24 protein-coding genes are annotated in these 23,973 nt (G+C 60.5%); 3 read left to right on the top strand and 21 right to left on the bottom strand.

All coding sequences use genetic code 11. The features are described from left to right. Window positions 1-5: 5 nt before the first annotated feature. The 15 genes from C9I57_RS14300 to C9I57_RS33615 all read right to left on the bottom strand — a co-directional run bounded on the left by C9I57_RS14300 (window position 6) and on the right by C9I57_RS33615 (window position 13,169). A complete protein-coding gene (locus C9I57_RS14300; protein WP_107151319.1) occupies window positions 6-977 on the bottom strand; it encodes a type II secretion system F family protein in 972 nt (323 codons plus the stop codon). A gap of 19 nt (window positions 978-996) precedes the next feature. Further along, window positions 997-1,974 (bottom strand): type II secretion system F family protein, encoded by a 978-nt coding sequence (locus C9I57_RS14295; protein ID WP_107151318.1) that lies wholly within the window; start codon window positions 1,972-1,974, stop codon window positions 997-999. Between the two features lie 77 nt (window positions 1,975-2,051). Continuing rightward, window positions 2,052-3,419: a CpaF family protein gene (locus C9I57_RS14290; RefSeq protein ID WP_107151317.1), complete on the bottom strand. Its 1,368-nt coding sequence runs from the start codon at window positions 3,417-3,419 to the stop codon at window positions 2,052-2,054. A gap of 30 nt (window positions 3,420-3,449) precedes the next feature. Next, window positions 3,450-4,658, bottom strand: a complete 1,209-nt coding sequence (locus C9I57_RS14285; RefSeq protein WP_107151316.1) for an AAA family ATPase — start codon at window positions 4,656-4,658, stop codon at window positions 3,450-3,452. A 24-nt stretch (window positions 4,659-4,682) separates the two neighbouring features. After that, on the bottom strand, window positions 4,683-5,147 hold the full coding sequence (locus tag C9I57_RS14280) for a TadE/TadG family type IV pilus assembly protein (protein WP_107151315.1): 465 nt from the start codon (window positions 5,145-5,147) through the stop codon (window positions 4,683-4,685). Continuing rightward, the gene (locus C9I57_RS14275) at window positions 5,144-5,710 is read right to left on the bottom strand and encodes a TadE/TadG family type IV pilus assembly protein (RefSeq protein WP_107151314.1); all 567 of its coding nucleotides are present in this window, start codon (window positions 5,708-5,710) and stop codon (window positions 5,144-5,146) included. The genes C9I57_RS14280 and C9I57_RS14275 overlap by 4 nt, the downstream gene beginning before the upstream one ends. An 11-nt stretch (window positions 5,711-5,721) precedes the next feature. Continuing rightward, window positions 5,722-7,017 carry a TadE/TadG family type IV pilus assembly protein gene (locus C9I57_RS14270; RefSeq protein ID WP_181321836.1) on the bottom strand — a complete coding sequence of 432 codons (1,296 nt, stop codon included), beginning with the start codon at window positions 7,015-7,017 and terminating at the stop codon, window positions 5,722-5,724. Between the two features lie 32 nt (window positions 7,018-7,049). Further along, window positions 7,050-7,358: a hypothetical protein gene (locus C9I57_RS14265; protein WP_107151313.1), complete on the bottom strand. Its 309-nt coding sequence runs from the start codon at window positions 7,356-7,358 to the stop codon at window positions 7,050-7,052. Window positions 7,359-7,376: 18 nt separating this feature from the next. Next, entirely contained in the window at window positions 7,377-9,362 is a 1,986-nt protein-coding gene (locus C9I57_RS14260; protein WP_107151312.1) for a type II and III secretion system protein family protein, read from the bottom strand. Window positions 9,363-9,474: 112 nt separating this feature from the next. Next, a complete protein-coding gene (gene cpaB / locus C9I57_RS14255; RefSeq protein ID WP_107151311.1) occupies window positions 9,475-10,299 on the bottom strand; it encodes a Flp pilus assembly protein CpaB in 825 nt (274 codons plus the stop codon). 33 nt (window positions 10,300-10,332) lie between these two features. Continuing rightward, the gene (locus C9I57_RS14250; protein ID WP_181321835.1) at window positions 10,333-11,787 is read right to left on the bottom strand and encodes an ATP-binding protein; all 1,455 of its coding nucleotides are present in this window, start codon (window positions 11,785-11,787) and stop codon (window positions 10,333-10,335) included. A gap of 100 nt (window positions 11,788-11,887) precedes the next feature. Further along, entirely contained in the window at window positions 11,888-12,436 is a 549-nt protein-coding gene (locus C9I57_RS14245; RefSeq protein ID WP_107151310.1) for an A24 family peptidase, read from the bottom strand. 28 nt (window positions 12,437-12,464) lie between these two features. After that, window positions 12,465-12,650 carry a Flp family type IVb pilin gene (locus C9I57_RS14240; RefSeq protein WP_107151309.1) on the bottom strand — a complete coding sequence of 62 codons (186 nt, stop codon included), beginning with the start codon at window positions 12,648-12,650 and terminating at the stop codon, window positions 12,465-12,467. Between the two features lie 110 nt (window positions 12,651-12,760). Then, entirely contained in the window at window positions 12,761-12,979 is a 219-nt protein-coding gene (locus C9I57_RS14235) for a Flp family type IVb pilin (RefSeq protein ID WP_107151308.1), read from the bottom strand. Window positions 12,980-13,073: 94 nt separating this feature from the next. Continuing rightward, on the bottom strand, window positions 13,074-13,169 hold the full coding sequence (locus C9I57_RS33615; RefSeq protein ID WP_308836357.1) for a hypothetical protein: 96 nt from the start codon (window positions 13,167-13,169) through the stop codon (window positions 13,074-13,076). A 1,025-nt stretch (window positions 13,170-14,194) separates the two neighbouring features. Between C9I57_RS33615 and C9I57_RS14225 the strand changes: the two genes are divergently transcribed. Genes C9I57_RS14225 through C9I57_RS14215 form a run of 3 tightly spaced genes read left to right on the top strand, consistent with a single transcriptional unit; the run spans window position 14,195 to window position 17,757 of the window. Next, the gene (locus tag C9I57_RS14225) at window positions 14,195-15,439 is read left to right on the top strand and encodes a glycosyltransferase family 87 protein (RefSeq protein WP_107151306.1); all 1,245 of its coding nucleotides are present in this window, start codon (window positions 14,195-14,197) and stop codon (window positions 15,437-15,439) included. Then, complete coding sequence (locus tag C9I57_RS14220) at window positions 15,436-16,677, top strand: glycosyltransferase family 87 protein (RefSeq protein WP_107151305.1); 1,242 nt, start codon at window positions 15,436-15,438, stop codon at window positions 16,675-16,677. Before C9I57_RS14225 ends, C9I57_RS14220 begins: the two co-directional genes overlap by 4 nt. 18 nt (window positions 16,678-16,695) lie before the next feature. After that, on the top strand, window positions 16,696-17,757 hold the full coding sequence (locus C9I57_RS14215) for a glycosyltransferase family 2 protein (protein WP_107151411.1): 1,062 nt from the start codon (window positions 16,696-16,698) through the stop codon (window positions 17,755-17,757). Window position 17,758: 1 nt separating this feature from the next. Here the strand turns inward: C9I57_RS14215 and C9I57_RS14210 are convergent, their stop codons facing one another. The 6 genes from C9I57_RS14210 to C9I57_RS33245 all read right to left on the bottom strand — a co-directional run bounded on the left by C9I57_RS14210 (window position 17,759) and on the right by C9I57_RS33245 (window position 23,970). Continuing rightward, a complete protein-coding gene (locus C9I57_RS14210; protein ID WP_146166222.1) occupies window positions 17,759-18,979 on the bottom strand; it encodes a hypothetical protein in 1,221 nt (406 codons plus the stop codon). Between the two features lie 282 nt (window positions 18,980-19,261). After that, window positions 19,262-20,479 (bottom strand): glycosyltransferase family 87 protein, encoded by a 1,218-nt coding sequence (locus C9I57_RS14205; protein ID WP_107151303.1) that lies wholly within the window; start codon window positions 20,477-20,479, stop codon window positions 19,262-19,264. A 36-nt stretch (window positions 20,480-20,515) separates the two neighbouring features. Next, the gene (locus tag C9I57_RS14200; protein ID WP_258187640.1) at window positions 20,516-20,815 is read right to left on the bottom strand and encodes an SMR family transporter; all 300 of its coding nucleotides are present in this window, start codon (window positions 20,813-20,815) and stop codon (window positions 20,516-20,518) included. Between the two features lie 35 nt (window positions 20,816-20,850). Continuing rightward, window positions 20,851-21,639 (bottom strand): methyltransferase domain-containing protein, encoded by a 789-nt coding sequence (locus tag C9I57_RS14195; protein ID WP_107151301.1) that lies wholly within the window; start codon window positions 21,637-21,639, stop codon window positions 20,851-20,853. A 138-nt stretch (window positions 21,640-21,777) separates the two neighbouring features. Further along, a complete protein-coding gene (locus C9I57_RS14190; protein WP_107151300.1) occupies window positions 21,778-23,361 on the bottom strand; it encodes a hypothetical protein in 1,584 nt (527 codons plus the stop codon). A 135-nt stretch (window positions 23,362-23,496) separates the two neighbouring features. Next, window positions 23,497-23,970, bottom strand: a complete 474-nt coding sequence (locus C9I57_RS33245) for a hypothetical protein (protein WP_258187651.1) — start codon at window positions 23,968-23,970, stop codon at window positions 23,497-23,499. Window positions 23,971-23,973 lie beyond the last annotated feature (3 nt).

Raw genomic sequence — 23,973 nt, 5'->3', positions numbered from 1 at the left:
ACGGCTCAGCCCCCCGCGCCTCCGCTCATGGTCGGCAGGAGGATCCGATAGACGTGAATCATCGCAGGTCCGAGCAAAACAGTCAGCAATGCGGGAAAGATACAGAAGGCGAGTGGCAACAGCAGTTTCAGTGCAATCTTTGCCGCCTGTTCCTCCGCGCGCATACGCCGCCGGGTACGCAGCGTCTCGGAAAGCACGCGCAGCGAGTCGGCAATGCTCGTTCCGAACCGTTCGGCCTGGATCAGCATGGTGCAGAATGAATCGATGTCCTCGACGCCAGTGCGCAGTGAGAGGTTGCGCAATGCCTTTTCCCTGGTGAATCCGGAACGGAGTTCGAGCAGGAACAGTTCGAGCTCGCTGGCCACGACAGCACTGCGAATCTTGATTTCCTCGGCCACCCTCATCATGCCGGCATCGAGGCTGAGGCCTGCTTCGATGCAAACAGTGAGCAAATCAAGCGCATCGGGGAAGTCCTCGAAGATCGTGCGCTTGCGCAATTTCACGCGGCGGCTCAATACTTTGTTCGGCAAGTAGTAACCGATCCCGGCGAAGCCGATCAGCGTCGCCGATAGCACGAATGGATTCTCCGCGAGCGAGGTGCGCAGAAGCCACGGCAGCTCGGCGAGCGGGATGATCAGCGCGAGCACGGTCTTGGCGGCGAAATAGAGGGGCGCTGCATTCGGCGAGCGCCAGCCAGCGTTCATCATCTGGATCCGGAGTGCCGAGTTCTCCCAACCCTCCTTGGGGATGGAGAGCTTCGCGATCGGCTCCGACATGTCGGCGATCTTTTCCAGAAATGCGGAAGCAGCCGAAATCGGCTCCGGCGACATGGCCGCGCGCGCAAGACCGCCGGCTTGCTCGATGCGCCGCCGCATGTCCTTCGGCGAGAACAAGAGCATGGCCCCGAACGCTCCCGCGAAGACAAACGCGAAGAGGCCGGCCAGCAACAGCAGGTTCATGCCATTGAGCGATTGCATGATGATATCTCCGTCCGCACTACACGCGAATCTTGATGATGCGCCGCATCCAGAATGCGCCGGACACCATCATCGAGAGCATCGCGTAGATCACTTTGAGACCGATCGGGTCTTCCCACAGTACCGCGAGGAACTCGCGGTTCAGGACAAGCATTGCGCCCGCCGTCGCGAACGGGAGAAGCCCGAGCACCCAGGCGGACATCTTGCCCTCGGCCGCGAGCACGCGAACTTTGTCGAACAGCTTGAAGCGCTCGCGAATCAGTGACGAAATGCTGTCGAGCACTTCGGCGAGGTTTCCCCCCGTTTCGCGTTGGATCAATACAGCGATCACGAAGTAGCGCAGATCGCGAATCGGCACTCGCTTCGCGAGGTTCATCAATGCGTCGTTGAGCGGCACCCCATAATTGATCTCGTCGAAAGTAATGCGGAATTCGCCCGACATCGGCTCCGCAAACTCCGTACTGATCATTCCAACTGCGCTCGGGAAGGAATGGCCGGCGCGCAATGCGCGGCTGATGGTGTCCGCGGCATCGGGCAGTTGCCGCTCGAGCTTCGCTAGCCGCTTGCTGCGCTTGCGATTCACGTAAAAGTAGGGAAGGCCGCTGGTTGCGAAAGCGATCGCCGCGCCCAACTTGATCGGCACGGGAGCCACGAGTGCGGCGGCAAAGACGACGAACGGTATTGCGAGACTCGTTACCACGAGACGCGTGACGGACCAGTTGAGCCCCGATTGCTGAATGAAGAGATCCAGCGACTTGAAGCGGGGCACGCTCATCACCAGCTTCTCGAGGTAGCTCGAGTCACGTAGCATGCGGTCCTTCAAAATCGTAAGACGCTCTTTCTGGAGCTGACCGCCGGCGGACAGGGCGCGAATGCGCGATTCGATGCGGCGTGCCGAGGCGCCATGACTGCTATTCCACCAAAGATAGGCGCCCTCGATCGCGAGCACGATAGCTACGAACATCAGGATGACGAATGCGTAGAAGATCGGATCCATGCGTGGTCTCCTTCAGATCTTGACCGGATCGCTGGCGGGTTCGTGGAGCAGGCCCATAGATGTAATCGGCTTGGACGTTAAGCCGCTTCGAAGCGGCGCGAGGGATCGAAGATCTCGTCGGGCAGATTGATGCCGAACGACTGGAGGCGTTCGACGAACTTCGGCCGAACACCCGTTGCGCAGAAGTAGCCGCGCACGCCGCCTGTCGAATCGACGCCTGTTCGCTTGAACGCGAACACCTCCTGCATGTTGATGATCTCGCCCTCCATTCCCGTGAGCTCCTGGATGCTGACTATCTTGCGGCGGCCGTCATTGAGCCGCGAGGCTTGAATGACGACGGAGATCGCCGATGCGATTTGCTGGCGCATCGTCTTCGGCGGCAGCGACATCCCGGCGAGGTTGATCATGTTTTCGAGCCGCGTCAGCGCATCGCGGGGCGTATTGGCGTGGATCGTCGCGAGCGATCCCTCGTGGCCGGTGTTCATCGCGGCGAGCATATCGAGCGCTTCGGCGCCGCGCACCTCGCCGAGAATGATGCGATCGGGGCGCATCCGCAACGCATTGCGCACGAGTGTGCGCTGCGTGATTTCGCCGCGTCCTTCGATGTTCGGTGGGCGTGTCTCCAGGCGCAGCACATGGGGTTGCCGCAGTTGCAGCTCGGCGGCATCTTCGATGGTAACGATGCGCTCATCGCCGGGAATGTAGCCCGACAGGATGTTGAGCAGCGTCGTCTTGCCGCTGCCTGTGCCGCCCGAGATGAGAATGTTAATCTTCGCGCGCGCGAGCGCATCGAGCAGATCGGCCATCGGCGGCGTGAGCGTACGGAGCTGGACCAGATCGGAGACCTGCAGCGGGTTGACGGCGAAGCGTCGGATCGAGACAAGCGGCCCGTCGATGGCGGAGGGGGGAATGATCGCGTTGACGCGCGACCCGTCCGGCAGGCGTGCGTCGACCATCGGGCTCGATTCGTCGATGCGGCGTCCGACGCGCGAGACGATTTTCTCGATGACCTTCATCAGGTGCGCATCGTCGTAGAACGTGACGTCCGTCAGCTCGAGTTTGCCTTTGCGCTCGACGTAGGTTTGCTTTGAGGTGTTGACGAGAATGTCGGAGACGGTCGGATCGCGCAGCAGGACCTCCAGCGGGCCAAATCCGAACATTTCGTCATAGACGTCGATGACGAGCTGCTTACGCTCTACGTCGTTCGCGGGCGCTCTCTCTTCTTCGAGAATGCGTGCGATCAGCGCGGCGATTTCCTGCCGCACCTGATCCGCTGGAAGCCTCGCAAGGCGTTCGAGCTCGACGCGCTCCAGTACCGCATGATGGATCTCGCGCTTGAGGTTCTGGTAGGCCGCTTGCGCCATCCCGTTCGCTCCCCCGGGGCCGCCATCGCGGTCTCCAAACGACTGAACGAATTGGCCGCTTATTTGTTCACGCAGTGACATGATGATCTCCTTGCGGGCGCAATCTTGTGATTACATGGTCTTAAGTTTTGGCGTCGCACCGCGGCCGAAGAAGCGCGATGGTCGAGATTCGGCGTGCACGCGGCCATGCCCGGGCGCCGGCACCCGGCCGACGATGTTTTCGGCGAGTTGCTGCAGTGCACGCGCCACGCCGGAGCTGCGCTTCACCTCTGATATAGGCAGGCCCTCGTTCAGCGCGTCGGAGACGACCTCAGTTTCTTCGGGAATCACTTGATACGGAGTCATGCCGAGAATTTCCTCCAGCGCGGTGCGTGCTCTGTCCGCGTGGCGGTGGTAACGGTTCAACACGAGCCGCATGCGATCGGACCCGTAGCTCAGCGATGCGAGTATGTCCTGCAGGCGCCGCCCCGCGCGCGCGTGAGGCATGCTTGGCTGTACCACGAGGTGGATCTCGTTGCTGCGATCGAGGGCGAGAATCGAAAGTTGATTGATCGACTGACCGAGGTCGAAGATCACGAATTCGTAGCGAGGGATCGCGATGCCGAGCAGCCATTCGAGCTTGTCAGCGCTGACCTCGGCGGCCTTTACGGGATCGCCCGCGCCGGCTAAAACATGGAAGGTGTCACTGACATGAACGAGGCTTGCATCGATAAATGCCGAGTCCATTCGTTCGACGCTTGCGCATATCTGCGGGAGCGTGGAGGCGGGCGTTTCGCTCGTGAGCAGGAAGGCAGCGTCGCCATATAGCGGGTTGAGATCGATCAGCAGGACGCGTTTTTTTGCATGCGCCGAGATCGCGTGCGCGACGTTGGCGGCCACGAACGTTGTGCCCGCGCCGCCCTTGCACGACATGAACGAGACAATTCTGGTCTCTTGACCACCGCGCGCTGCACGCTTGCCTTCGGCGCGCAGCAGTGCTTCGCCGAGCGAGCGTTGATCGAGCGGCCACGCGAGAACATCGCGAAAGCCGGCACGCATTGCTGCGATCAACGTTTGCGGCGAGTCATCCGCGGTCAGCAGGATGCACGTGAGCTGATCATGACGGTGGCTGATATCGGTGATGACGGAAAGTTCTGCCTCGGCCAGCGTCGAGGCGTCGACGATCAGCGCGTCGAACGATTCGAGTGTGTCGCCTCGTTGCGCGATCTGCGAGGGACTGCCGAGCGTACGCGTGGTCCGGTAGCCGCCGCACTCGCCGATCAGACGAGCGACCTGTGCGAGCCGCGAGGCGTCTTTCGAGATGCAGAGAATGTCGATCATGATCGTTTCGCAGTGCAAAGTGAGCTATTGGCATACGGAGCCACCCGTCGACGTCGCAAGACTCTCGCGCGGTAAGGTGGTGGTGAGTGGCGGCATTGTCAATGTGAGCGGCAGGAACGGGATCATTGTCCGGACGCTGACGTTCGTGACGCTTACCGTCACGAAAGTGCAGGTGCTGCGCGCAGTGCTCGGATCCGAATCGCAACCGGAAGGCGAGTAACTGACGTTGACGTTGGAGGACGCAAGCAGCGGGAGCAGTCCAGAAACTCTCGTCTTGATGACGGAAGCATCGGCATCGCAGACAACGGCGGTTCGCGTGCCGAGACGCAATGCTTCGCTGGCCGTATTCCAGTAGTAGAGAACGCGGGCAAATTCGAACGCACCGATCAGCAACGTACAAAACACGGCCGCGACGACAGCGAACTCCACCATCGCAGCGCCGCCTTGCCTGCGTTGTCGAGACGAAATGCGAAGCGCGTGAGGGTTCATGACACTTGCCTCATCACGGTAAGAATATTGTTGAAATTGAACGGCGTCGGCAGCTTGAAGAACGGCTCGATCTGCGTGTACGGGAAGCCCTCGACCTTGACCTCGACGAGGTTGATGCTCCCCGATTGGGTACCGCCCGAAGCACCGTTGGTCGTATCGTAGGTCGGTACGTTGCTGAACTGAGCGGGATCGGTCGAATCCTGGCAACCGGCCGAGTTGACCGCATCGCATATGACCACCATCGAGGTCGTCAGGCCGCTGACGAGCGGAGTGGCTTGTCCGCTCGGGCAGCTAGTGCTGCCGTAGACGACGAGACACTTCGCGGAGGCGACAGGGTAGGCAGGATCGTTCGGCAGATAAGTCGAAAGGTAGCGCGCCGCATCACGCGTCGATTTGGTGAGCGCTTCATATTGCCAAATGGCGCGGCCGAATTCGGCCACGCCCATCGCCAGCATGATGAGCGGGACCAGGAAGATGGCAAACTCGACCATGGCAGCGCCGCGTGCCCGATCGCGCCGGCGCAGCCTGGCATGCCTCGAATGCTGAAATTGGCGCGAGTTCATGCTTGCCTCGTCTATTGGATCAGGACGGGAACGCGTGGTCCCACCGAGTGGCTGTCGCCTGGAGTGCCATGCGTCGCGCACGGAACGGATGCATCGGTGGATTTGCCTTCGTACTCGAGATGAACGGGGCCAGCCTGTCCTGTCGATTGCATAGGGTCGAGCATCAGCACACAGTCCCACCAGAGGATCGGCATCTGGTGGGTGCCGGAAGTGCCCAAGACCGAGCAGTCCACTTCGGGCGCGAGCGCGAGCCTTCGGTCGGCGCCGAGGGTGTAATTGGTACTCGACGACGAGCCATTGCCTGTGCCGCCGTTGCCGTTACCGAAAACGGCACTGTCTCCCTGGTAGGCCGCAAATTTCGCGCGCTCGCTGATGAAGTTGCTGGTACTCCCGGTGCCGTTGTCTCCGCTGTAAGCGTTCGACCCCGAGGACCAGGTATAGGCTTTTGTATAGGCGTACCCGGTGAAGTCGGGTGTTGCCCCCGATTGCGTGTATGAACCGCTATAGATGCCGAAGCGCGTGTTGTATGCACTCGCGTCGGCGACCTTGTTGCCGGTTGTGCCGATGCTCGAGCCGACTGCTGGCATGCTGCAATAGTTTGACGTCAGTTCATTTTTTATCGAATTGGCGCTGTCTGAGCCATCGAGGGCCGCCCAGCCGAAATTGCCCGGCCCGAATGCTGGGGAGGCGCCGCTCTTGGATGCAACCCATTCGCCAATTGTGTGACTCACGCTATAGGTCGGCGACGTTCCTTTCGTGCACACGAAAACGGGAATCGCACAGGTCGTCTGCGAGGGGCCCAGTTGGGCGACAGCGAATGACGATACCGATGCGTTCGCGATCGAGACGCCCGGCAGCATATCGAGCACCTGGATGAACCAGTTTGGAACGTTCGCGAGCGACGTCGTGCATTTCACATACTTCATCGTCGACGGATTGGTGACCGAGGTCTTAGGCAGAAACGGGTTGCTCAGTGAATCACTGAATGTCACGCTGCTATTGACGGTCAACTGCACGGGTGAGCTCTGGAAGAACTTGTAATTGGCGTGGCCCGCGGTGATGCCAGCGGCTTCGGGAACGGACAGATCGATCGTCGCGCCGGTCAGATCGCGGACCGCGGCCAACGCGCATGAATCCGCGCTGTTTTGCAACTCGCTTTTGACGACATAGAGCTTTCCGAGGTCAAGGGCGAGCCCGACCGCTCCAATGAGCGCCACGAGTGAGAGCGCCACGAGGACCGCGATAGCTCCCCGTTCCCTTCGGCGCCCCATCCTCAAGAGCTTGACCGACAATGGTTTGCGATGCATGACCGTCTCCTGCTGCTAGGCTGGACTTCGATTCACTGCCCACCGCCACCGCCGCCACCACCGATACCGATCACGAACTGATTCACTGTCGGGGCAGGCGCATCGAAAGATTTGTTGTATGTGGTCATTGCCGAGACGGCGGCCTTGCCGTCGACGCCCGGCGTCGACGGGTTGTGCTCACCGGCCTGCGGATCGATGATCTGAGCCTGCGTGATTGCCCTGACGGCTTCACCGAAGTGAGCGTCCCAGATTGGCGTGCTCGTCATACAGCCGCCGAGCAGGGTCGTGCTAGCAGCGAACGCCAATGCTCGGCGCGCAATGAGAAAACGATCGACTTTCATGAAATCCCCCTTTTCGGGTCACCGCTTCGCCGGCCCGCTCGAGGCGCTCGAAACGGTAATCGCGTGTTTGTCGGAGTTCGCTGCGATTCGAGCAGCCGCGGCTTCGATGCGTGCGACGCGTGCCATCACCTCATCATTCGAAGAAGAAGCGGGTGCTCGGGCGCGGTCTGCCGGCGTCTCCTTAGGCAGCGGCGGCAGCTCGCGCGAAGAAATCGTCGAAGCAGGAACCTCGCTTGTCTGCGCGGGATCGCGCGGCGGCATCGCCGAATCATCGACAGCGTTGGGCGCGGCCGGCGCGGGTGCGGGCGCTGGTACGGGTGCCGGCAAGGGCGGCAGGGCCCGCGAATCCATTTGAGTGGGCGACAGCGTCGAGGGGCTCGCCGGCACATTGCTCGCCGCTCGTTGCTTTTTCAAACGCGCCGCCCCACGGCCTTCCATATTGCCCGTCGCATAGATATCGGCCTCGTTCGGCTGAGTGAAGCTGTCGGTCGGCAACGGATAGTGGCTGTTCGGCAGCGGCTTGACGAGATGCGGTGTGACGACGAAGACGAGCTCGGTCCGGTCTTGCTGGAAGTTCGTGCTTCGCATGAGCGCACCGATGATCGGCAATTCGCCGAGACCAGGGAACGCTTTCAGATTGCCCGTGATATTGCTGCTGATGAGACCCCCGATCGCGAACGATTCGCCGTCGTTCATCTGCACCGTCGTCGAGGCGCGGCGCGTCGTGATGAGAGGCAGGATCGTGGTGGAGCTGACGCCCGTCGCGCTGACGGCCACTCCTGTCGGAGAGAGCTCCGAAACTTCAGGAGCAACCTTCAGGCTGATGCGGCCATTGCCGAGCACGGTCGGCGTGAACTTCAGGCCGACGCCGAACTCTTCTTCTTGTAGAGCAATCGTTAAGACGCCGTTCGTATTGCTTTGCGGAACCGGAATGAAGACGCGGCCGCCCGCGAGGAACGAGGCCTCCTGGCCACTGATCGTCACGAGGTTCGGTTCGGCAAGAATCTTCGTGAGCTCGTCGGTCTTTTGCGCATCGAGGGCCATCGAAAGTGGCAGCTTGTTCGCCTTGCTGCCGGCGATGATCGTGTTCGCTCCGGTCAGCAGGCTACTCACGAGCGCACCAGTCCATGTGCCGAATCCGCCCTGAAGATTGAGCTGTGAGCCGAGCTGATCGACGAGCGTCTTCGCAACTTCGGCCACCTTGACTTCAAGCATCACTTGCTGCGGCGAATCGACTGTCATCATGTTGATTACACCCGCCGGCGCGCTCGTGCTCGACATTTGCTGGCTCGTCGATGCGCCGCCGCCGCTCGATGAGCTGGACTGCGCCTGTTGGGTGGGTTGTGCGTTGGCGTAAGCCCTCGCGATTTCCATCGCCTGCTGAGCGGCCGAAGCGCTCGAAACACGTCCGCCGAGCACGAGATTGCCCGCCGCGCTCGATACGCGGATCCCGCGCTCCTCGGGCATCAACTGCGTGAGCGATTGCTGGAGGCCGCTCGCATCGACTCCTACGACTACTTCGAGCATCTGACATGCGCCGCTCGCCCCCTGTACAATCATGTTCGTCGTGCCGACCGACATGCCGACGACGTAGAGCGTACGCGGAGAGACGAGCGTCGCCATGGCAACGACGGGGTTGCCGAGCGAGCGATTGCGCGCGGGCTCCGCGAGCTGCACGAGCGTGGACTTGCCGACGGGCACAACGACGTTCTTTTCCTCGCTGATATCGCCCCGGCAGTTCGGGCCGCGCAACGGCTGAGCCGCGGCGGCCGCTGCTGCGGCGGCACCCGGGGCTGCCGCGGGAACAGACGCCATGGCGGTCTTCATTGGCATCTGCCTGGCGGCCTTGGTCGGGTGCAGCAACGCGCCGCCTTCGACCATTTCCTGCGCGACACCTGGCTGAGCGGCCGCGAGGCTCGCGCCGAGCAGGGCGGCCGATATCGCCCGGCTCATCTTGCAGCGTCGCGGAGCGACCTGCTGCGAGTGCTTCAGTTTCGTATTCATTTGGTGATGCCCCCGGTTGTGATGCCTTTACCGCGTCAATCCTGATTCGAGGCTGGGTAGTCTTTTCAAAGCGCGCTTCGGTCCTGGCGCGCCGCCCCCAACGCTGCAAACACTAGAAACATTCGACACTGCCCGCGACGCCCGAAAGCACGCCCACACAATCGCGCTTCACCTCGGGTTTCGCGCGTGCGGCATAGTGGACGCGCGCAGGTTTCGGCGGTGCGGCCACAGGCGCTGACGCGCCGAGCAGCGTGAGCTTCGTCGCGCCCGTCGTCTTGAGCTTGTCGTCGTCGACTTGATTGCGCAGGACGAGCGAGAGCGTGCCTACGCTGCGCGCGACGTCGAGCTTTTCGGCTTGCTCGGGCGTCACCTCGAGCGTGACCGCGTTGACGACCTTCGGCTGAGTGTCGTCGCGGCTCACTTGCTGCGCGACGGCGAGCACGAGTATTCGCTCGAGCACGATCTTCGAAATGTTTTGCTGATCGCTGCTCGTGCCCGTCTGTTGGGTGTTGACGATGACATCAACGTAGTTGCCCGGCAATGCAAAGCCCGCCACGCCGATGACGTCGTTCACGCGGACGGTGATCGCGCGGTCGCCTTTGTCGATGACGGCAGACAATCCACCCTTCGTGCCTTCCGGCGCGAGCTTCGATTCAAGTACGGGTTCACCACGCGCGAGGCTCGTTTTGACTACTCGCCCTTCGAGCGACTTCGCATCGGTGAACGCTCCGGGCGGCACGCTGCCTGACGGCCAATTGACGATACGAATGAGGTTCGTGTTGAGCGGCTGCCCTAGATTGATGTCGTCGATGGCGACAGCGACGGGCGTCAGGGCGCTCGACGAGGTATGAATAAGCCATCTCGACGCGAATACGACCGCGGCGAGGCCCGCTAGCATGGCCATCGCGAGCATGACGAGAGCTCGACTGTTTTTCATTTCAGCACTCCTAGCAAATCCTTTGACATGGGGTCACGGCAGGGACCTTGTTGCCCCGGTGATCAATCGACCATGAGCCGTTCGTTCAGCGTATGGCGAACTTTCTGCCGGAACGCCAGCGGGAGACGAAGGCGGATAGCGGCTCATTTGCTCGGCGCTGCCGAAGTAGCTTTGCCACGCCTCGCGCAGCCCTTCCGCCGTGACATCTCGCGGTGCATCGCGATAGTCGGTCGATGCGCGGACGAGCCTCAGCAGGTCACGCGGATAGCAAGCGAGAAACGGCTTTGCGTGCGGCATGTGCAGGCTATGAAGCAGATAGTCGAAAGCTTCCGGCGTGGCGATGAGTTCCAGCGATACGCAGCATGCCTCGAAGACGTCTCGATAGCTGTCGAGCGATAGCGGACCGATCTGCAATTTGGATCCCAGGCGCCGCAGGAAGGCCTCGTCGCCGATTGCCGCCGGATCGAGATTGCTTGAAAACACCGGCCATACATCGAACGGCGCGGTAAAGCGCGTGCCCGATTGCAACGTGAACAGGTCGAGGCCGCGATCGAGCGGCATGATCCATCGGTTGAGCAGATCCTGAGCGGCAACGCGCTGGCGGCCGAGGTCGTCGACGATGTAAAGCCCCATATTGGCCTTCATGTGCGGCGGCGCTTGGTAGAAGCCGGCTGCAGCGTCGTAGCGCAGATCGAGGCCCTCGAGCGTCAATTCGCCGCCCGAGAGGACGACAGGGCGGCGGCAGACTCGCCAGCGCTTGTCGCCGATGGCAGACGCGATCGGCGATGAGGCGTCGTGGTGGAGCAACGGGTCATACATCTGAACGATTTCCCCGCCGACATAGATTGCGTATGGAATCGGCACGTCGCCCTGCAGCAGCAGACCCAGGCGCTCCGCAAGGTAGGTCTTGCCGCTGCCGGCGGGACCGTATAGCAGGAGCGGTCGGCCGGCGTTGAGCGACGCCGCGGCCGCATCGAGCAGTGCCGGCTCGACGCAGATGCCGCGAAATGCCGCACGCACGTCCGTCTGCGTGATGCGCTGCTTGCGCACTGAATGCTCGGCTACAACCTGGAGATAGGTGTCATAAGCGACAGGCACCGGGCCGCAGTAGCTGCATCGCGCGAGTTCCTCGGCCGCTGCGGTTCGGCCGGCTTCGGTGAGCCGGAAATGAACGTCTATGTCGGTTGCGCCGCGATGGGTGATCTCCGCTAAATGTTCACGAACGAGAAACATGAGCAGATCGTCGAGCACTGCGATCGGAAGGCAGTGCCGTTGGGAAAGATCGGCAAAGCTCGATTTGCCGTTGATGAAAGTCGACTTCAGCACGAGGCGGCTGACGAACACGGCCGGCAAGCCCGTATCCGCGAGCTTACGCGGCGCGCGCATCAACGCGCGTGTTGCTTCGGCGAGGCGTTCGCGCGCCGCGGCTGTCTGCGGTAACTGTGTTACCTGCGCGCTCTTGCCTGTCTCGAGATCCTGATGGTTCATCTTTCGCCTCCATGCCGTCGCTCGACCTCTGAGGCGGCGGGGATAGTTTTCTGCCGAATCTGCGGCCTACGAAGCTCGCTATATGCGGCAGGCGAAGCAGTCATGCCGCCGACGCAAACAACACCCCCAACGTTCCGGCCGCTATCGCCACGCCATAGGGAAGAGACCCGACCGATGTGATCCGCCTGCCCGGCTGTGCGGCGGCATCCATGCCCCGACCCAGGCGCCGACCGCCCATCGCGAGGCACTGCAAATTCGCGATCAACTGCGTCGTGCGACGTCGATACAGAACGAATGCCATTGACCAGACGCCGCCGATCAAGAACGTCGCCAGCACGATATAGACGACCATCGTGGGGCCGACCCACGCGCCGATAGTCAGCAGCAGCTTCACGTCGCCAGCGGACGTGCCGCGCGCGAGGTAAAGCGGGATCAGCAACGCGAAGCCCGTCATCGCACCTGCGAGCCAGCTCCCGGCGCCGAGCACGGCGCCGTGCAGCCAGGTTTGCACCGCAAGCGAGACGATCAGGCTCAATAAAAGAATTCGATTCGGAATCCGGCGGCACGTGATGTCCGTGCTGGCCGTCACGATCGTTAGCGCCGCCACGCAAAGAGGAATGGGGTGCGGGGGAAGTTGGGGGAAGAGCATGATAGGGCCTCGCTTTGGTTATAGGTCGTCAATGAATCGCGGCTACGATGTCGTTCGCGATGCCCTGATAGAGCTGTTGAATGGCGCCGCTGAAGTAGGTCAGACCTGCCAACGCGGCAAGCACGATCAGCGAGAGCATCAAGCCGTATTCGACCATCGTTGCGCCCTTCTCCTCGTCGCGGAGCCTGCGCAAAATCATCAGTAACGCGTGCATTTCAGCTCCCCCCCGGAAGCAACCACTTGAAAAGCCGTGCATGGCGCGGCGTTTCACATGCAAAACCGCCCTGCGAACTTCCCGGCAAGAACGCTTCGCCCAGCCGGGGCTTAGAGGCTCGACGCGATATCGCTGAATATGAGATTCAGGTTGTTGCCAATGCTGCTGACCGCTGCGATGCAGACTATCGCGATGAGCGCGACCATCAGCCCGTACTCCACCATCGTTGCGCCTTCATCCTCGCGGACAAAGGCAACTGCTTGTTTTACGACGTGTGACCCTTGTACAGAAACAGCGCTTCGTAGATGCTGAAAGATGTCTTCGATCACGATGGACTCCTTTTTAAACGCACTTGAAGTTGCTGAACGTTGGGAAGCGAACGCGGGCGAACCGGTCGAAACCGTTCGCCCGGCCAGGGCAATGTTAAAGGCTGCCCGCGATGTCGCTGAAAATCAGATTCAAATGATTGCCAATGCTGGTGACCGCGGCGATACAAACGATGGCGATGAGGGCGACCATGAGGCCGTACTCGACCATCGTCGCACCCTCTTCTTCGCGCATGAAGCGCTTGGCTTGAGCAATGATGCTTTGCATGTTGAGATCTCCTAAGTAGAGCGAACTAAATGACCCTGGCCGAGATGGCTTCGGGATGGAACTTCGACTGCAAAACAATGGAGGCTTGCGCAGTTAAGGCTCGATCGCGAAGATCGATGGTCGACCGTGGGCACGGCGATCGCCGCATCATATGGCTGGCGAAATGTCGTCTCGAAGCATTGTTGAACATGCCTAAGCCCCCCGGCTCATCTTGCATACCCCCAAGGACGTCCGGTCGAGACCGGCGCCAATCGGTCAGCCAGCGGTGTTCGTATTCCCCGCGTTACGCTGCCACCGCTTGCGGCGGCAGCGACGCGAGGCCCCCCAATCGGGCAACGTTGTCCGCTACCTCGCCTGGAGCCCTCTTCGGGGCCCGTCCGAGTGGCGGGACGATCGTTACCGTCGCCAGCTTCCGTGCGGCACTGAATCGCAAGCCACATGCCAATGGCCGCGAAACCTTGGCAATTCAATGGCTAAGCCGAGATGCTCGAGCGTGCGGACCGTCTTTCGTGGCAAACGTTGTCGCAAAGTTGCGACGAAGGGGGCGTGCGCGATCGAATTTGCATCCCCTGGAGTTATCACGTGCGGGCTCGATAGTTTGGATTTGAGTGCCGACGCAATAACCGGCGTACGCCTCGGAGGACAGGCGCTGCGCAATAACCCGCGGGTGACTACCGAATCACGTGCGGCACTGATCGTTTCAGATCTGAGACGCGTCCAATTTGGTGCTTGCGTTCGGAGTCCGGACTGTGTTCGATGACGCACTTATCCGAGCATATCGCCCGTCATTCGAGCGTCGAAACTGATTGAAAGCGCAATTGTTTTAGGCCAACAATGAGCCGTATTGATTGAGCGACTCACTTTATGTGCAGGCGTTGCGCGAATAAGAAGAATTGACGAACGACATAGCCGGGCGGACCGTACAAAGACCGGCAGGGAAGGCAGCAAACATGTGTGTCTTGAGTCGGGGGGAGAGCGGCGGCGCAAGCCTGCCGCTCAGATGGCTAACGACGTCGCGCCTGCTGTTCTCCAGCTGGTCACTCCTTAGCATCTATGCAGCCTTCCTCGGAACTTGGGCGTGGGTCGCGCACGGCTTCTCGCTCGAGAGCACGGGCCGTCCGGGCGCCGATTTCGCGATTTTTTGGGCGGCATCGCATCTGTCGCTACAGGGTTCGCCGCTGCAGGTCTACGACCACCGAACTTTCATTGCAGCGCAGTTGGCGCTGTTCGGCGGCTTCGCGGAGAGCTATGCGTTGCCCTGGGCCTATCCGCCGGCGTTCCTACTCTTGCTGATGCCTCTTTCGTTGCTGCCATTCGGCGTGGCCTATTTGTTGTTCGCGGCATTGGGCATGTATCTCTTCGTGACCGCAACGCTTTCGGTTTCGCGATTGGAGAAGAGTGTCGGTGGTTTTTGGCGCGCGGTGCTACCGGTCGCTGCATTGCCGTCGGCATTTATCGCCGTTATCGTTGGTCAGAACTCTCTATTGACGGCGGCGCTCGCCGCATTCGCGACGCGCTGGGTCGCAACGAACCCGGCGCGCGCTGGTGTCTGCATCGGCTTGCTGGCAGTCAAGCCGCAGATGGCGCTCGTATTTCCATTCGTTCTGGTCGCGGCTCGGGCGTGGAAGACGCTCGTGGTTGCTGCGGCGACAGCGCTCGCTGTCACCGCGACAGGGGTCTTATTCTGCGGCTTCCAGGCGTTCGATCAGTTCGTCTTGAATGCGAACCTGCTGCGCAGTTCGCTCATCGACCACGGGGGGCAGCATTTCTGGGCCGCATCGCCCACGACGTATGCGGCGCTGCGCGGTGCGGGCATCGCAATGCTTCCTGCGTACACGCTGCATGCGGCGGTGGCGGTGCTATCCATCTGCGCGGCGTGCGCCGTTTGGAGAAGCACCGACGACACTCGACTCCGTGCCGCGATTCTCGCAGTATCGGCTTTGATCGTCAGCCCGTACGTGTGGCATTACGAGCTTGCCTGGCTCGGGATCGCACTTGCGTGCATCGCGGCGTTCGGATTGAACGGCAAGTGGCTTTTCGGCGAGCAAGCAGTTTTGGCGCTCGCTTGGCTTTTGCCTCTCTACGAGCACTTCAATCGCTTGGCGCAGCTGCCGCAAATCGGTGCCATCGTTTTGCTGCTGATGGTGCTCATCTTATTGCGACGTGCTCGTTCAGCACCCGGAGAATATACATGAGCTCGACGTCACTCGAAGGCGCAACGCCCGCATCGCGAGCGGCGCAGACCGTGGAGCATGAAGATGCCGAGAAGCACTGGCTCAATACTGAGCGCTTGCGGCTCTACTCGATTACAGTCCTGATTTGCTACGCGGCATGGCTGGCCATCTACTTTTACAAGGCGGTCTGGCATCCGCATGAGTACGTCAGCCCGCTTGCCATCGATTTCCTGCCGTTCTGGAGCTCATCGTCCCTCGCGCTGCATGGTCACGCTGTAGATGCGTATAACCTCACGGTACTCGAAAAGATCGAAAGCGGAGCGATTGCGCATTCGGTCGGCATTCTGCCGTGGCTCTATCCGCCAACGTTTCTGTTGATCGTCTATCCGTTCGCTCTGTTGCCTTGGAAGATAGCGGCCGTGACATTCCTAGTCGGCACCTATCTATTGTTCGTCAAGGCGATCCATTCGATCGTTCCTCGGCGCGGAGCGATATGTGTCTCGCTGGCCTTCCCCGGCGCAGCCCTCGCCCTGGCGTCGGGCCAGAATGGGCTTTTTACCGCATCACTTGCCGCATTCGGACTTGCTGTGCTGCCTCGGCGCCCAATCGTCGCCGGCATCGCTTTCGGGATCCTCTGTGTGAAGCCGCAGCTCGCCGTGCTGTTTCCGCTTGCGTTGCTCTGCTCCCGTTCGTGGAGAGCTTTAGCGTCGCTTTCCGTGACGGCGCTGACAATGCTCGCGCTCTCGCTTGCTGCGTTCGGAACGGAGACCCTCGCGGCTTTCCTGCACAACATGGGAATGGCGGCCGGATTCGTCGAAGACGGGCGGGCGTCGCTGGCGCGGGTGCCGAGCGCCTTTTCGCTGGTAAAGCTAGCTCATGGACCGACTGCCGTTGCCTTCGCCGCTCAGGAAGTGTCGGCGATCTTCGCCGTCGTGGCGGTCTGGCTGGCCTGGCATCGTGAGGCGCCGTATCCGCTGCGCGCCGCTACGCTTGCATGCGCGAGCCTCATGGTGAGCCCTTATCTCTTTGACTACGACCTCGCCTGGTATGGCCTGATCGTGGCCTGGTACGTCAAGCACGCGATGACCAACGGTTGGAGGAGAGGAGAGCGCGAATGGCTGGGTCTCCTATGGTTGATGCCGTTGGCCGGCATTCTCGTGGTCATGCGAATTCACTTTCAGTTTCTGCCGCTGATTTCAGCCGCGACTCTCGCGCTGTTGCTGAAGCGAATCGCACTCGAGCGGCGATCATTAAACTAGAACTTCACGGGGGACATGATGGCTCAGTCGATCGGCAAGCCTTTGGTTTCGATGGTCGTACCGTTCTACAACGAAATCGATGCGGTGGAGACGTTTTTACGGACGATCGTTCCGGTGCTCGAGGCGATCGAATCGATCCGATTCGAAATCGTCTGCGTCAACGACGGCAGCAGTGACGGAACCCTGGATAAGCTAGTGCAGGCGAGCGCTCGCGATGCGCGCGTGCGCGTCATCGATCTCACGCGCAACTTCGGCAAAGAAGCGGCGCTGACGGCCGGCCTCGATGAAGCGTCCGGCGACGCCGTCATTCCGATCGACGCCGATCTGCAGGATCCCCCGAGCTTGATCCCTGTAATGATCGAGCACTGGCTCGACGGGGCAGAGGTGGTCGCGGCAAAACGGACCAACCGCGCCTGCGATTCGTTCTTGAAGCGCAAGACAGCCGCGCTCTATTACCGCATCCATAACGCGCTCTCGGACGTTAAGCTGCCGGAGAACGTCGGAGACTTTCGCTTGATGGATCGCACGGTCGTCAGCGCAATACGGAGCTTGCCCGAGCGGCATCGCTTCATGAAGGGGTTGTTCGCGTGGGTCGGCTATCGGACGGTCATCGTCGAGTACGAGCGGGAGCCGCGCAGCGCAGGTCGATCGAAGTTCTCTGGGTGGCGCCTCTGGAACTTCGCGCTCGAAGGAATCACGAGCTTCAGCACGGTACCATTGCGAAGCTGGACATACATCGGGCTTGCGATCGCGACACTCGCGTTTTGTTACGGCGGCGCCATTGTCGGGCGTACGTTGCTATTCGGCAATCCGGTGCCCGGTTATGCCTCAATCATCTCGATTTTGCTTTTCATGGGCGGGATCGAGCTCGTCGGAATTGGCGTCATCGGAGAATATATCGGGCGCATTTATCACGAGACGAAGGAACGCCCTATCTATCTCGTACGTCGTCGTTATCAGACGACGAGCAAGGTGAGCGCATTGCCCACGGCGCGCACAGAGTTGCGCGCGCGCAATGCATCGCGGTACGACGCGGCGCGCAGGCGCTCAGTCACGGGTGTCCGTGCCGCGGACCGTTGAATCAGGGTGTTCCACGATCGACTTGGTGCGTCGGCTCGTCGCGTATCAAGACGGCGGCGACATCGTCGGCGTAAAGGCGCCGCCAATGAGGAAGCGATGAAATAGTGTCGACAGTAGGGGTGCCGGCAGCGAGAAGGGCCCAGCGAATGTCATATTTGTCGATGATGTGCTGCAGTGTGGCGCGGCTCTGCGCAACTCCCGCGATGTATTCCGTGATGAACGCGTCCCCATAGAGGTCAGCGCGGCCGTCGATGAACGGCTTTATGTGTCTGAATATCAGATAGCCGCCAAACTCATAACTGTTGAGCACATGCATATCCAGAACCGCTTGCGGGACGTGTCCGATAGCCGTAATCGGCGATACCGGATCGTCTGAGCGCTCGAGCGGATCAGTGAACCGCACGATGGTTAGCACTGCTAAGCAAGCGATGACGACAGTCATCCAACGCTTGCCGATAGGAATCGCGATCTCTTCGGCCGCACCATCGGCCTGGCCAAACGCGTGGCCAAGGGGCTTCGCCAAGACGATCGCCCCGACCACGCCCGCGACCATCTGGTGTCTCGCATGCGAGAGCGAAAGGCAAAGCAGGCCGATCAGAATAGCGAGTCTGCCGACCGGCACGCGTACGCTGCGCGTGAAAGCGACGTAAAGCAGTGCAACTAGCGCACCTTCCAGAGGTTGGAACGTATGAAAGCTCGTCGGTGCCCACTCGGCGATATTCGAATTGATCGACATGCGCATCAAGAGAAACGGGAACAGCAGGCCGTGCCAGCCGTGAGGTGTCACAAGAGAAGCTGCGATAGCGGCCGCGAGGAATAGCGCCCAACGCCGTGCGGTCACCAACCGTCGAGACGGCTCTGACTCGACCACGGCTTCGAGGGCGATGGGCAACGCCAGCGCGAAGCCGAATACGAAGCTTCCGTGCAGATTTGCCCATATGCTCATGAGGGGCAGTAGCCAAAGGGCGGGCGAAGAGCCCTGGTCTTTCGCGTTCATGAGACCGATAGTCCAAAGTGTTAGCGCCGTCAACGCCAGTAGATGCGGGCGCGCAAGCAAGCTGCCGCCGGCGCACGCGATGCCGAGCAAGAAGACGATCGCTGCTTCCGGCTGATCCATCCAGCGCCCCAGATAGCGCGCCAGCGAGCCGCAGGTCGCCGCTGCTGCGGTGGCGAACAGAACGAGCACTCCGTCCCATGCGCCGGCTCGGTACGCAAGTGCCATGAGGACCTCGGATAGCCATTCGTGAGCTGTCCATGGCGCGCCGGCAAGCGCGTACGAGAAAGGATCCACGTGAGGGATCGAATGATGTGCAAGGATCCAAAGGCCGGTGGCAATGTGCCAATACGTGTCGCCGTCATTGAACGCACGCCGCGCGAAAAGAACGACGGCGTAACCGATGCAAAGCGAGAGCGCCGGAAACGGTATGACATACCGCGATGCGGCATTTAGGCCTTTTGCTGAAAACGTCGTATTCAATTGAGTTCCTCGCGATGCTTGGCTCGATTAGCACGGTCGTTGCCGAATGGCGAACTGCCGGCGCACGACGACAGCCAGCAGGGCGATCATCACGATCGGCGCCAGCTGGCACGGAAAGTCGAACACGACTGAAAGGAATGCCTGTATCGGCAAGAGCCAAGCTGCGACGAGGACCACCCACTCGATGCGTTTCAGCTCCGCTACTTTCATGTCGCGCATCAAGAAGGTGATGGAAAGCGCGAGCCAAGCGAGGTCGTAGTACATCAGATAGGGCTGGACCAGCAGCGTGCATACGATGAGCGCCGATGCGCGCAGCTCGAACCTTGCTTCACGCAGCCAAAGATAGGCGGTCGAAATGACTGCGGGAACCGCGATGAGCGCTTGAGCGACATACGCCGATGCAACCGATAATCGAGATTGGCGTGCAGCCGCAAAAACTGTAGGCATTGCCATCCAGTGAGAATCGCCGTGCTCGACGAATATTTGATTGAATGTGGGCAGATAAGCGGCAAAAGCGGTCCACGCCTCGGTACCGAACGCCGCCGTCGCGGTCGCAGCGAACGCGAGTGCCCATATCGCCGACGCGGCGAGCGCCTTCCATTGTCGGCCGGATGCAAGCATGAGCGGGAAAAGGACAGCAAGTTGCGGTTTGATCGCGAGCGTGGCAACGCACGCTCCTGCGAGTATCGGACTGGATGCAAGAAAGCCGAGCGCGCCGGCTGCCGCGGCCGCCGTAAATAGGGTGTTTTGACCGGCCGCGAGAGCAACACCGACGCCAGTAAATCCGGCCGCAAACAGGAAATGCAGCCGGTCGAGCCCTTGGGCCGCCCCCTTCAACGCTAGAGCATAGACGGTGAGCCCAGCGGCGGAAAAAACCGCGAAGGCTCCGGTGAAGGAGAGCAAGCCGGCCGGGAGGATGGCCAGCAAGAACGTGGGCGGATACGGCCACGCGGCCAGACCCTTGACGCCCGGAATGCTGGTTTCCATCGCGGCCATTAACTCCGGGGAAAAAACCAGCGCGGCACCATGCTCGAGTGCAACGCGCGCGGCAGACCAAAAAACGACGAAATCCCATCCCAGCATTGGCGCGTCTGTTTGATTAAAGAGGTAGTAACGTCCACCCCAGACAGCAATGACAACCCATTGAATAGTCAAGGATGTGATCGCATAGAGCGTGATCCGGTTAGTGCCGATCTCTTTTCTCGAGGCGGCTACTACGGCCGCCCCCGTTTTTTGCAAACCCATGGTTGTTGTCTCGTAAAGGGACGGTGCGCGCAAACCTTACTGAACGGCGGAAACAACATACAGCCCACCTAAAATGAGCGCGATTCCCAGCCACTGCATGTACCCGACGCGCTCGCCGAACAGCACAATCCCCGCGAGATAGACAAGCACAAACGTCAACGCGGTAAACGGATAGACGACGGTAAGCCCTGCCCGGCTCAGCGAGAAGATCCAGAACAGCGTCCCGATGCCATAGGAAACCAACCCGCAGATTACCCAGACATTGAAAAACTCGAGAAGCGCCTGTTTGCCGTCGGCTCCCACTTTGAGGGCGACTTGCCCGATCGCCGCAAACATTACCCCTAACAATAGAGGGACATAGATAGAAGTCCTCACAACGCTACCTCTTTGGCCCTGAGTTTGCGCACCGCGAGCCGGCTTTTGATGACAGCAATCTCCGTCTTCAGACTGACCGGCAGCCACCGCAGTAGGACCTTTCGCAGCCGATAGGCGGGCGGCGAGACGTCCCTGACCCGAGCATCGGGATCGACGAACGCTGAAGTGACCAATGTCGAGAGGCGTGCGAGTTCGTCGGCGCGTGCAAAAAACAGGACGTTATACTTGTACCAGACCTCAATGTGCTCATCGTGAGCGATTAATGGACGAACGAAATCGAACAGCGAGTAACCGCGTTTTGCAAACGAATCGCGCCAGTAGCCGTACTGTTGCTCGTTGACATGATTCTCGCCGCCCTGGCCCTTTGCCGCTGCGGAGAACAAAATGCAGCTCCCATGCCGGACGAGATTATCGATGAGAACGTCACTGCAATGCTTCGGAATGTGTTCGGCCACTTCCAGGCACTGAACGAGATCGAAAGTCCGACCAAGATCGAAGGGCTTTGAGATGTCCAGCGGGAAAAAGCATTTCTCAGGGAACATCAGGATCGATCGGTCGACGTAATTGCCATCGATGCCGACGATCTCCTTCACCCCAATTTCACGATGCACGCTAAGCCACGCGCCTGCGCCACAGCCGACATCCAGGACGCTCGCTGGCTTCAACTCGCCATTCACTTTCGGCAGCACGTTGCGCGCGGAGAGAACCGATCCCTCGCGCTGATAGCGATAGAAAACCTCGTCGTATTCTCGGGCGATGTTCTTCTCAGTCAGCTTGGATAGCATTGCACCCCTCCCGCTGGATCTTTACTTGAAGCTGCCCTCGCGGACGCAACGGTGTGTTCAGGCGCGTCGACTAGCAGCCGTTCAGTTTTTACGGACATCTGTGCGCAATTTGCACCACCGCTGGGTGTATGGCATGGCTCATTGACGGTGACACGATTGCTTCTCATATACCGACCAATTTCCAACCGTCCTCACCAGAACGACACGACAGTCCTGATTGGCGAAGAACCTGTCTGGTATTGGAGAGGTATGCCGCACGAAGAAGTAGCGATACAACCAAGCCTCGTGCCGGTGCCAGTCGAAAGTCTCGGATAGCGGTTTTGGCGCAACTTGGGCAGGCCCGACGGCCGGAAGTCGATCGAGCCGGTAGCGAACGACTTGCGGCGGGAACCACGCTGCGTTGAAATCAACTAGCCCACGGCGATCCGCCTGGTACCAGAGTGCAAAGTTCTCGTAGACGACCGGGTTCTCTGCCGCCGGACTGTCCTTGCTGAACACGATGTTCAAGACGCGTTGACCGGGAGCGACTTCTGCCGCAATCGCCTCGAAATCGGCGCTTTCCTTAGCGAAGCGCAACGCGCGCACGCCCTGCATGCCCAAAAAGGCGATGCAGACAGCGGCAACCGCCAGTTGTGTCAGCAGCGCGCGACGGTCAAAGCCTTCCCGCATTGCGTCGCCATCCGTGGCGGAGCGGAAGTTCAAGGCATAGAAAGGGAAAATAAAGAGCGCGAACCGATGAAAGAGATAGGCGGTGTTCATCGCGAAAATTGGCACGGAGAACCACAGGATTCCAAGAACCGCGAGCGGCATATATGCCATGCCATTTCGGCACCACCGCGAACCCATGAAAAAAGGGGCCGCGAACATCAGCAGTGTGACCGGGACCGTCCAATTGTCCGGAATGATCGCCCACGGATAGACGGTGGCGCAACCAAGCCGAACCAGCAGCTCCATCATCCATGATGATTGAAAGCTCCATATCACTCTGAACGGATACATCGGCGCCAGGTCGACACTTCGATGCAAGAACGTGTATGCGACGCACAACGCGAGAGGAGGCGCGTACGGCCAACCGACACGCGCCATCTTCCGCCAATCGTTGCGGTAGCGGGCCAGCAAAAACGCGCCTCCAATGGCGCTGACGAATAGGAACAGTAGTCCGTGCGAGAAGAAGACCGCGATATCCACGAGGAGTACGGTGATGCCGCGCCTGAGCGAAGGCCCTTCGGCGTAATCGAGCGCGGCCCGGAGAAAAAGCATGGCGATCGGTGTAGCAACCAGGTAGGAAAAGAACCCATACTCGTATGCGAAGCCAAAAAATCCTGGAATGCATAGCCAGTCCAAACGTTCGTCGGCGACAAGACGTTTTCTCAGCATGACGTAGCTCGCGACGAACCCATAGAAGGCCAGCGTCAGCACGAGCTTTAGCGCGGTCTCGACCGATGTCAAAAACGATAGGGCGGTGGACAGTCCGTACGCGAGCACGTACGGCGTGAACAGATTGATCCGAAGCAGGTGGGTCCACGGCGACTGGTCTAGGAGCAAGTCGTGCAGCAGCGCGACCTGTCCGGCATGTTGCGCGAGGTCGGACATTGGCGGGTGCGGGGCGAGCCAGAAGATGAGACCACCCGAAATCGTCACTGCGAAGAAAAGCGTGCGGAACCCGCTGAATGTAAGCGCCGTCGCTGTTGTTCGTGGCTGACTTGCATTGATACTTTGCATCAGGTTCCTCCCGGGCCTCCGGCGGCAGCGATTGCCCTAGTGCAGTCTTTTACGGTCAGGCGGTAATCCGACGGCGATGGCATGTGGCACTAGACATTCACCCGACGTCCGCGCGGCTCGTGTGTCCAACCGGCGCTACAGCGTCCTCTCGACGATGAACCGGGGACGCTGCTTCGTTTCTGTGTAGATCTTCGCGATGTACCCGCCGATCACGCCGAGAAACAGCAACTGAAGGCCGCCGAGGAAGTACATGGGAATCACGGTCGATGCCCACCCGGGCAGGCTCCTGTCCGTAAAGAGGCGAATGGACAACGCCCAGGAGCCGCACCCGAGCGAAGCGAGTGCGAGCACGCCGCCCACATAGGCGCTCCACTGAAGCGGCTTCGTCGAAAACGATGAAATTCCGTCGAACGCCAGCATGAACATCTTGGTGAGCGGATATTTGCTTTCTCCCGCGAAGCGCGCGCCGCGGTCGTACTCGACGGTCGCTGCGCGGAATCCCAGGAGCGGCACGATTCCCCGCAGGAACAAGTTGACTTCCCGAAAGCCTCGCAATTCCTCTATCGCGCGCCGGCTCATCAGCCGGAAGTCAGCATGATCTTGCAGCACGTT

The sequence above is a fragment of the Trinickia symbiotica genome (assembly GCF_003028655.1).
Lineage (GTDB): Bacteria > Pseudomonadota > Gammaproteobacteria > Burkholderiales > Burkholderiaceae > Trinickia > Trinickia symbiotica_A.
This window is presented reverse-complemented; position numbering and strand designations above follow the sequence as displayed.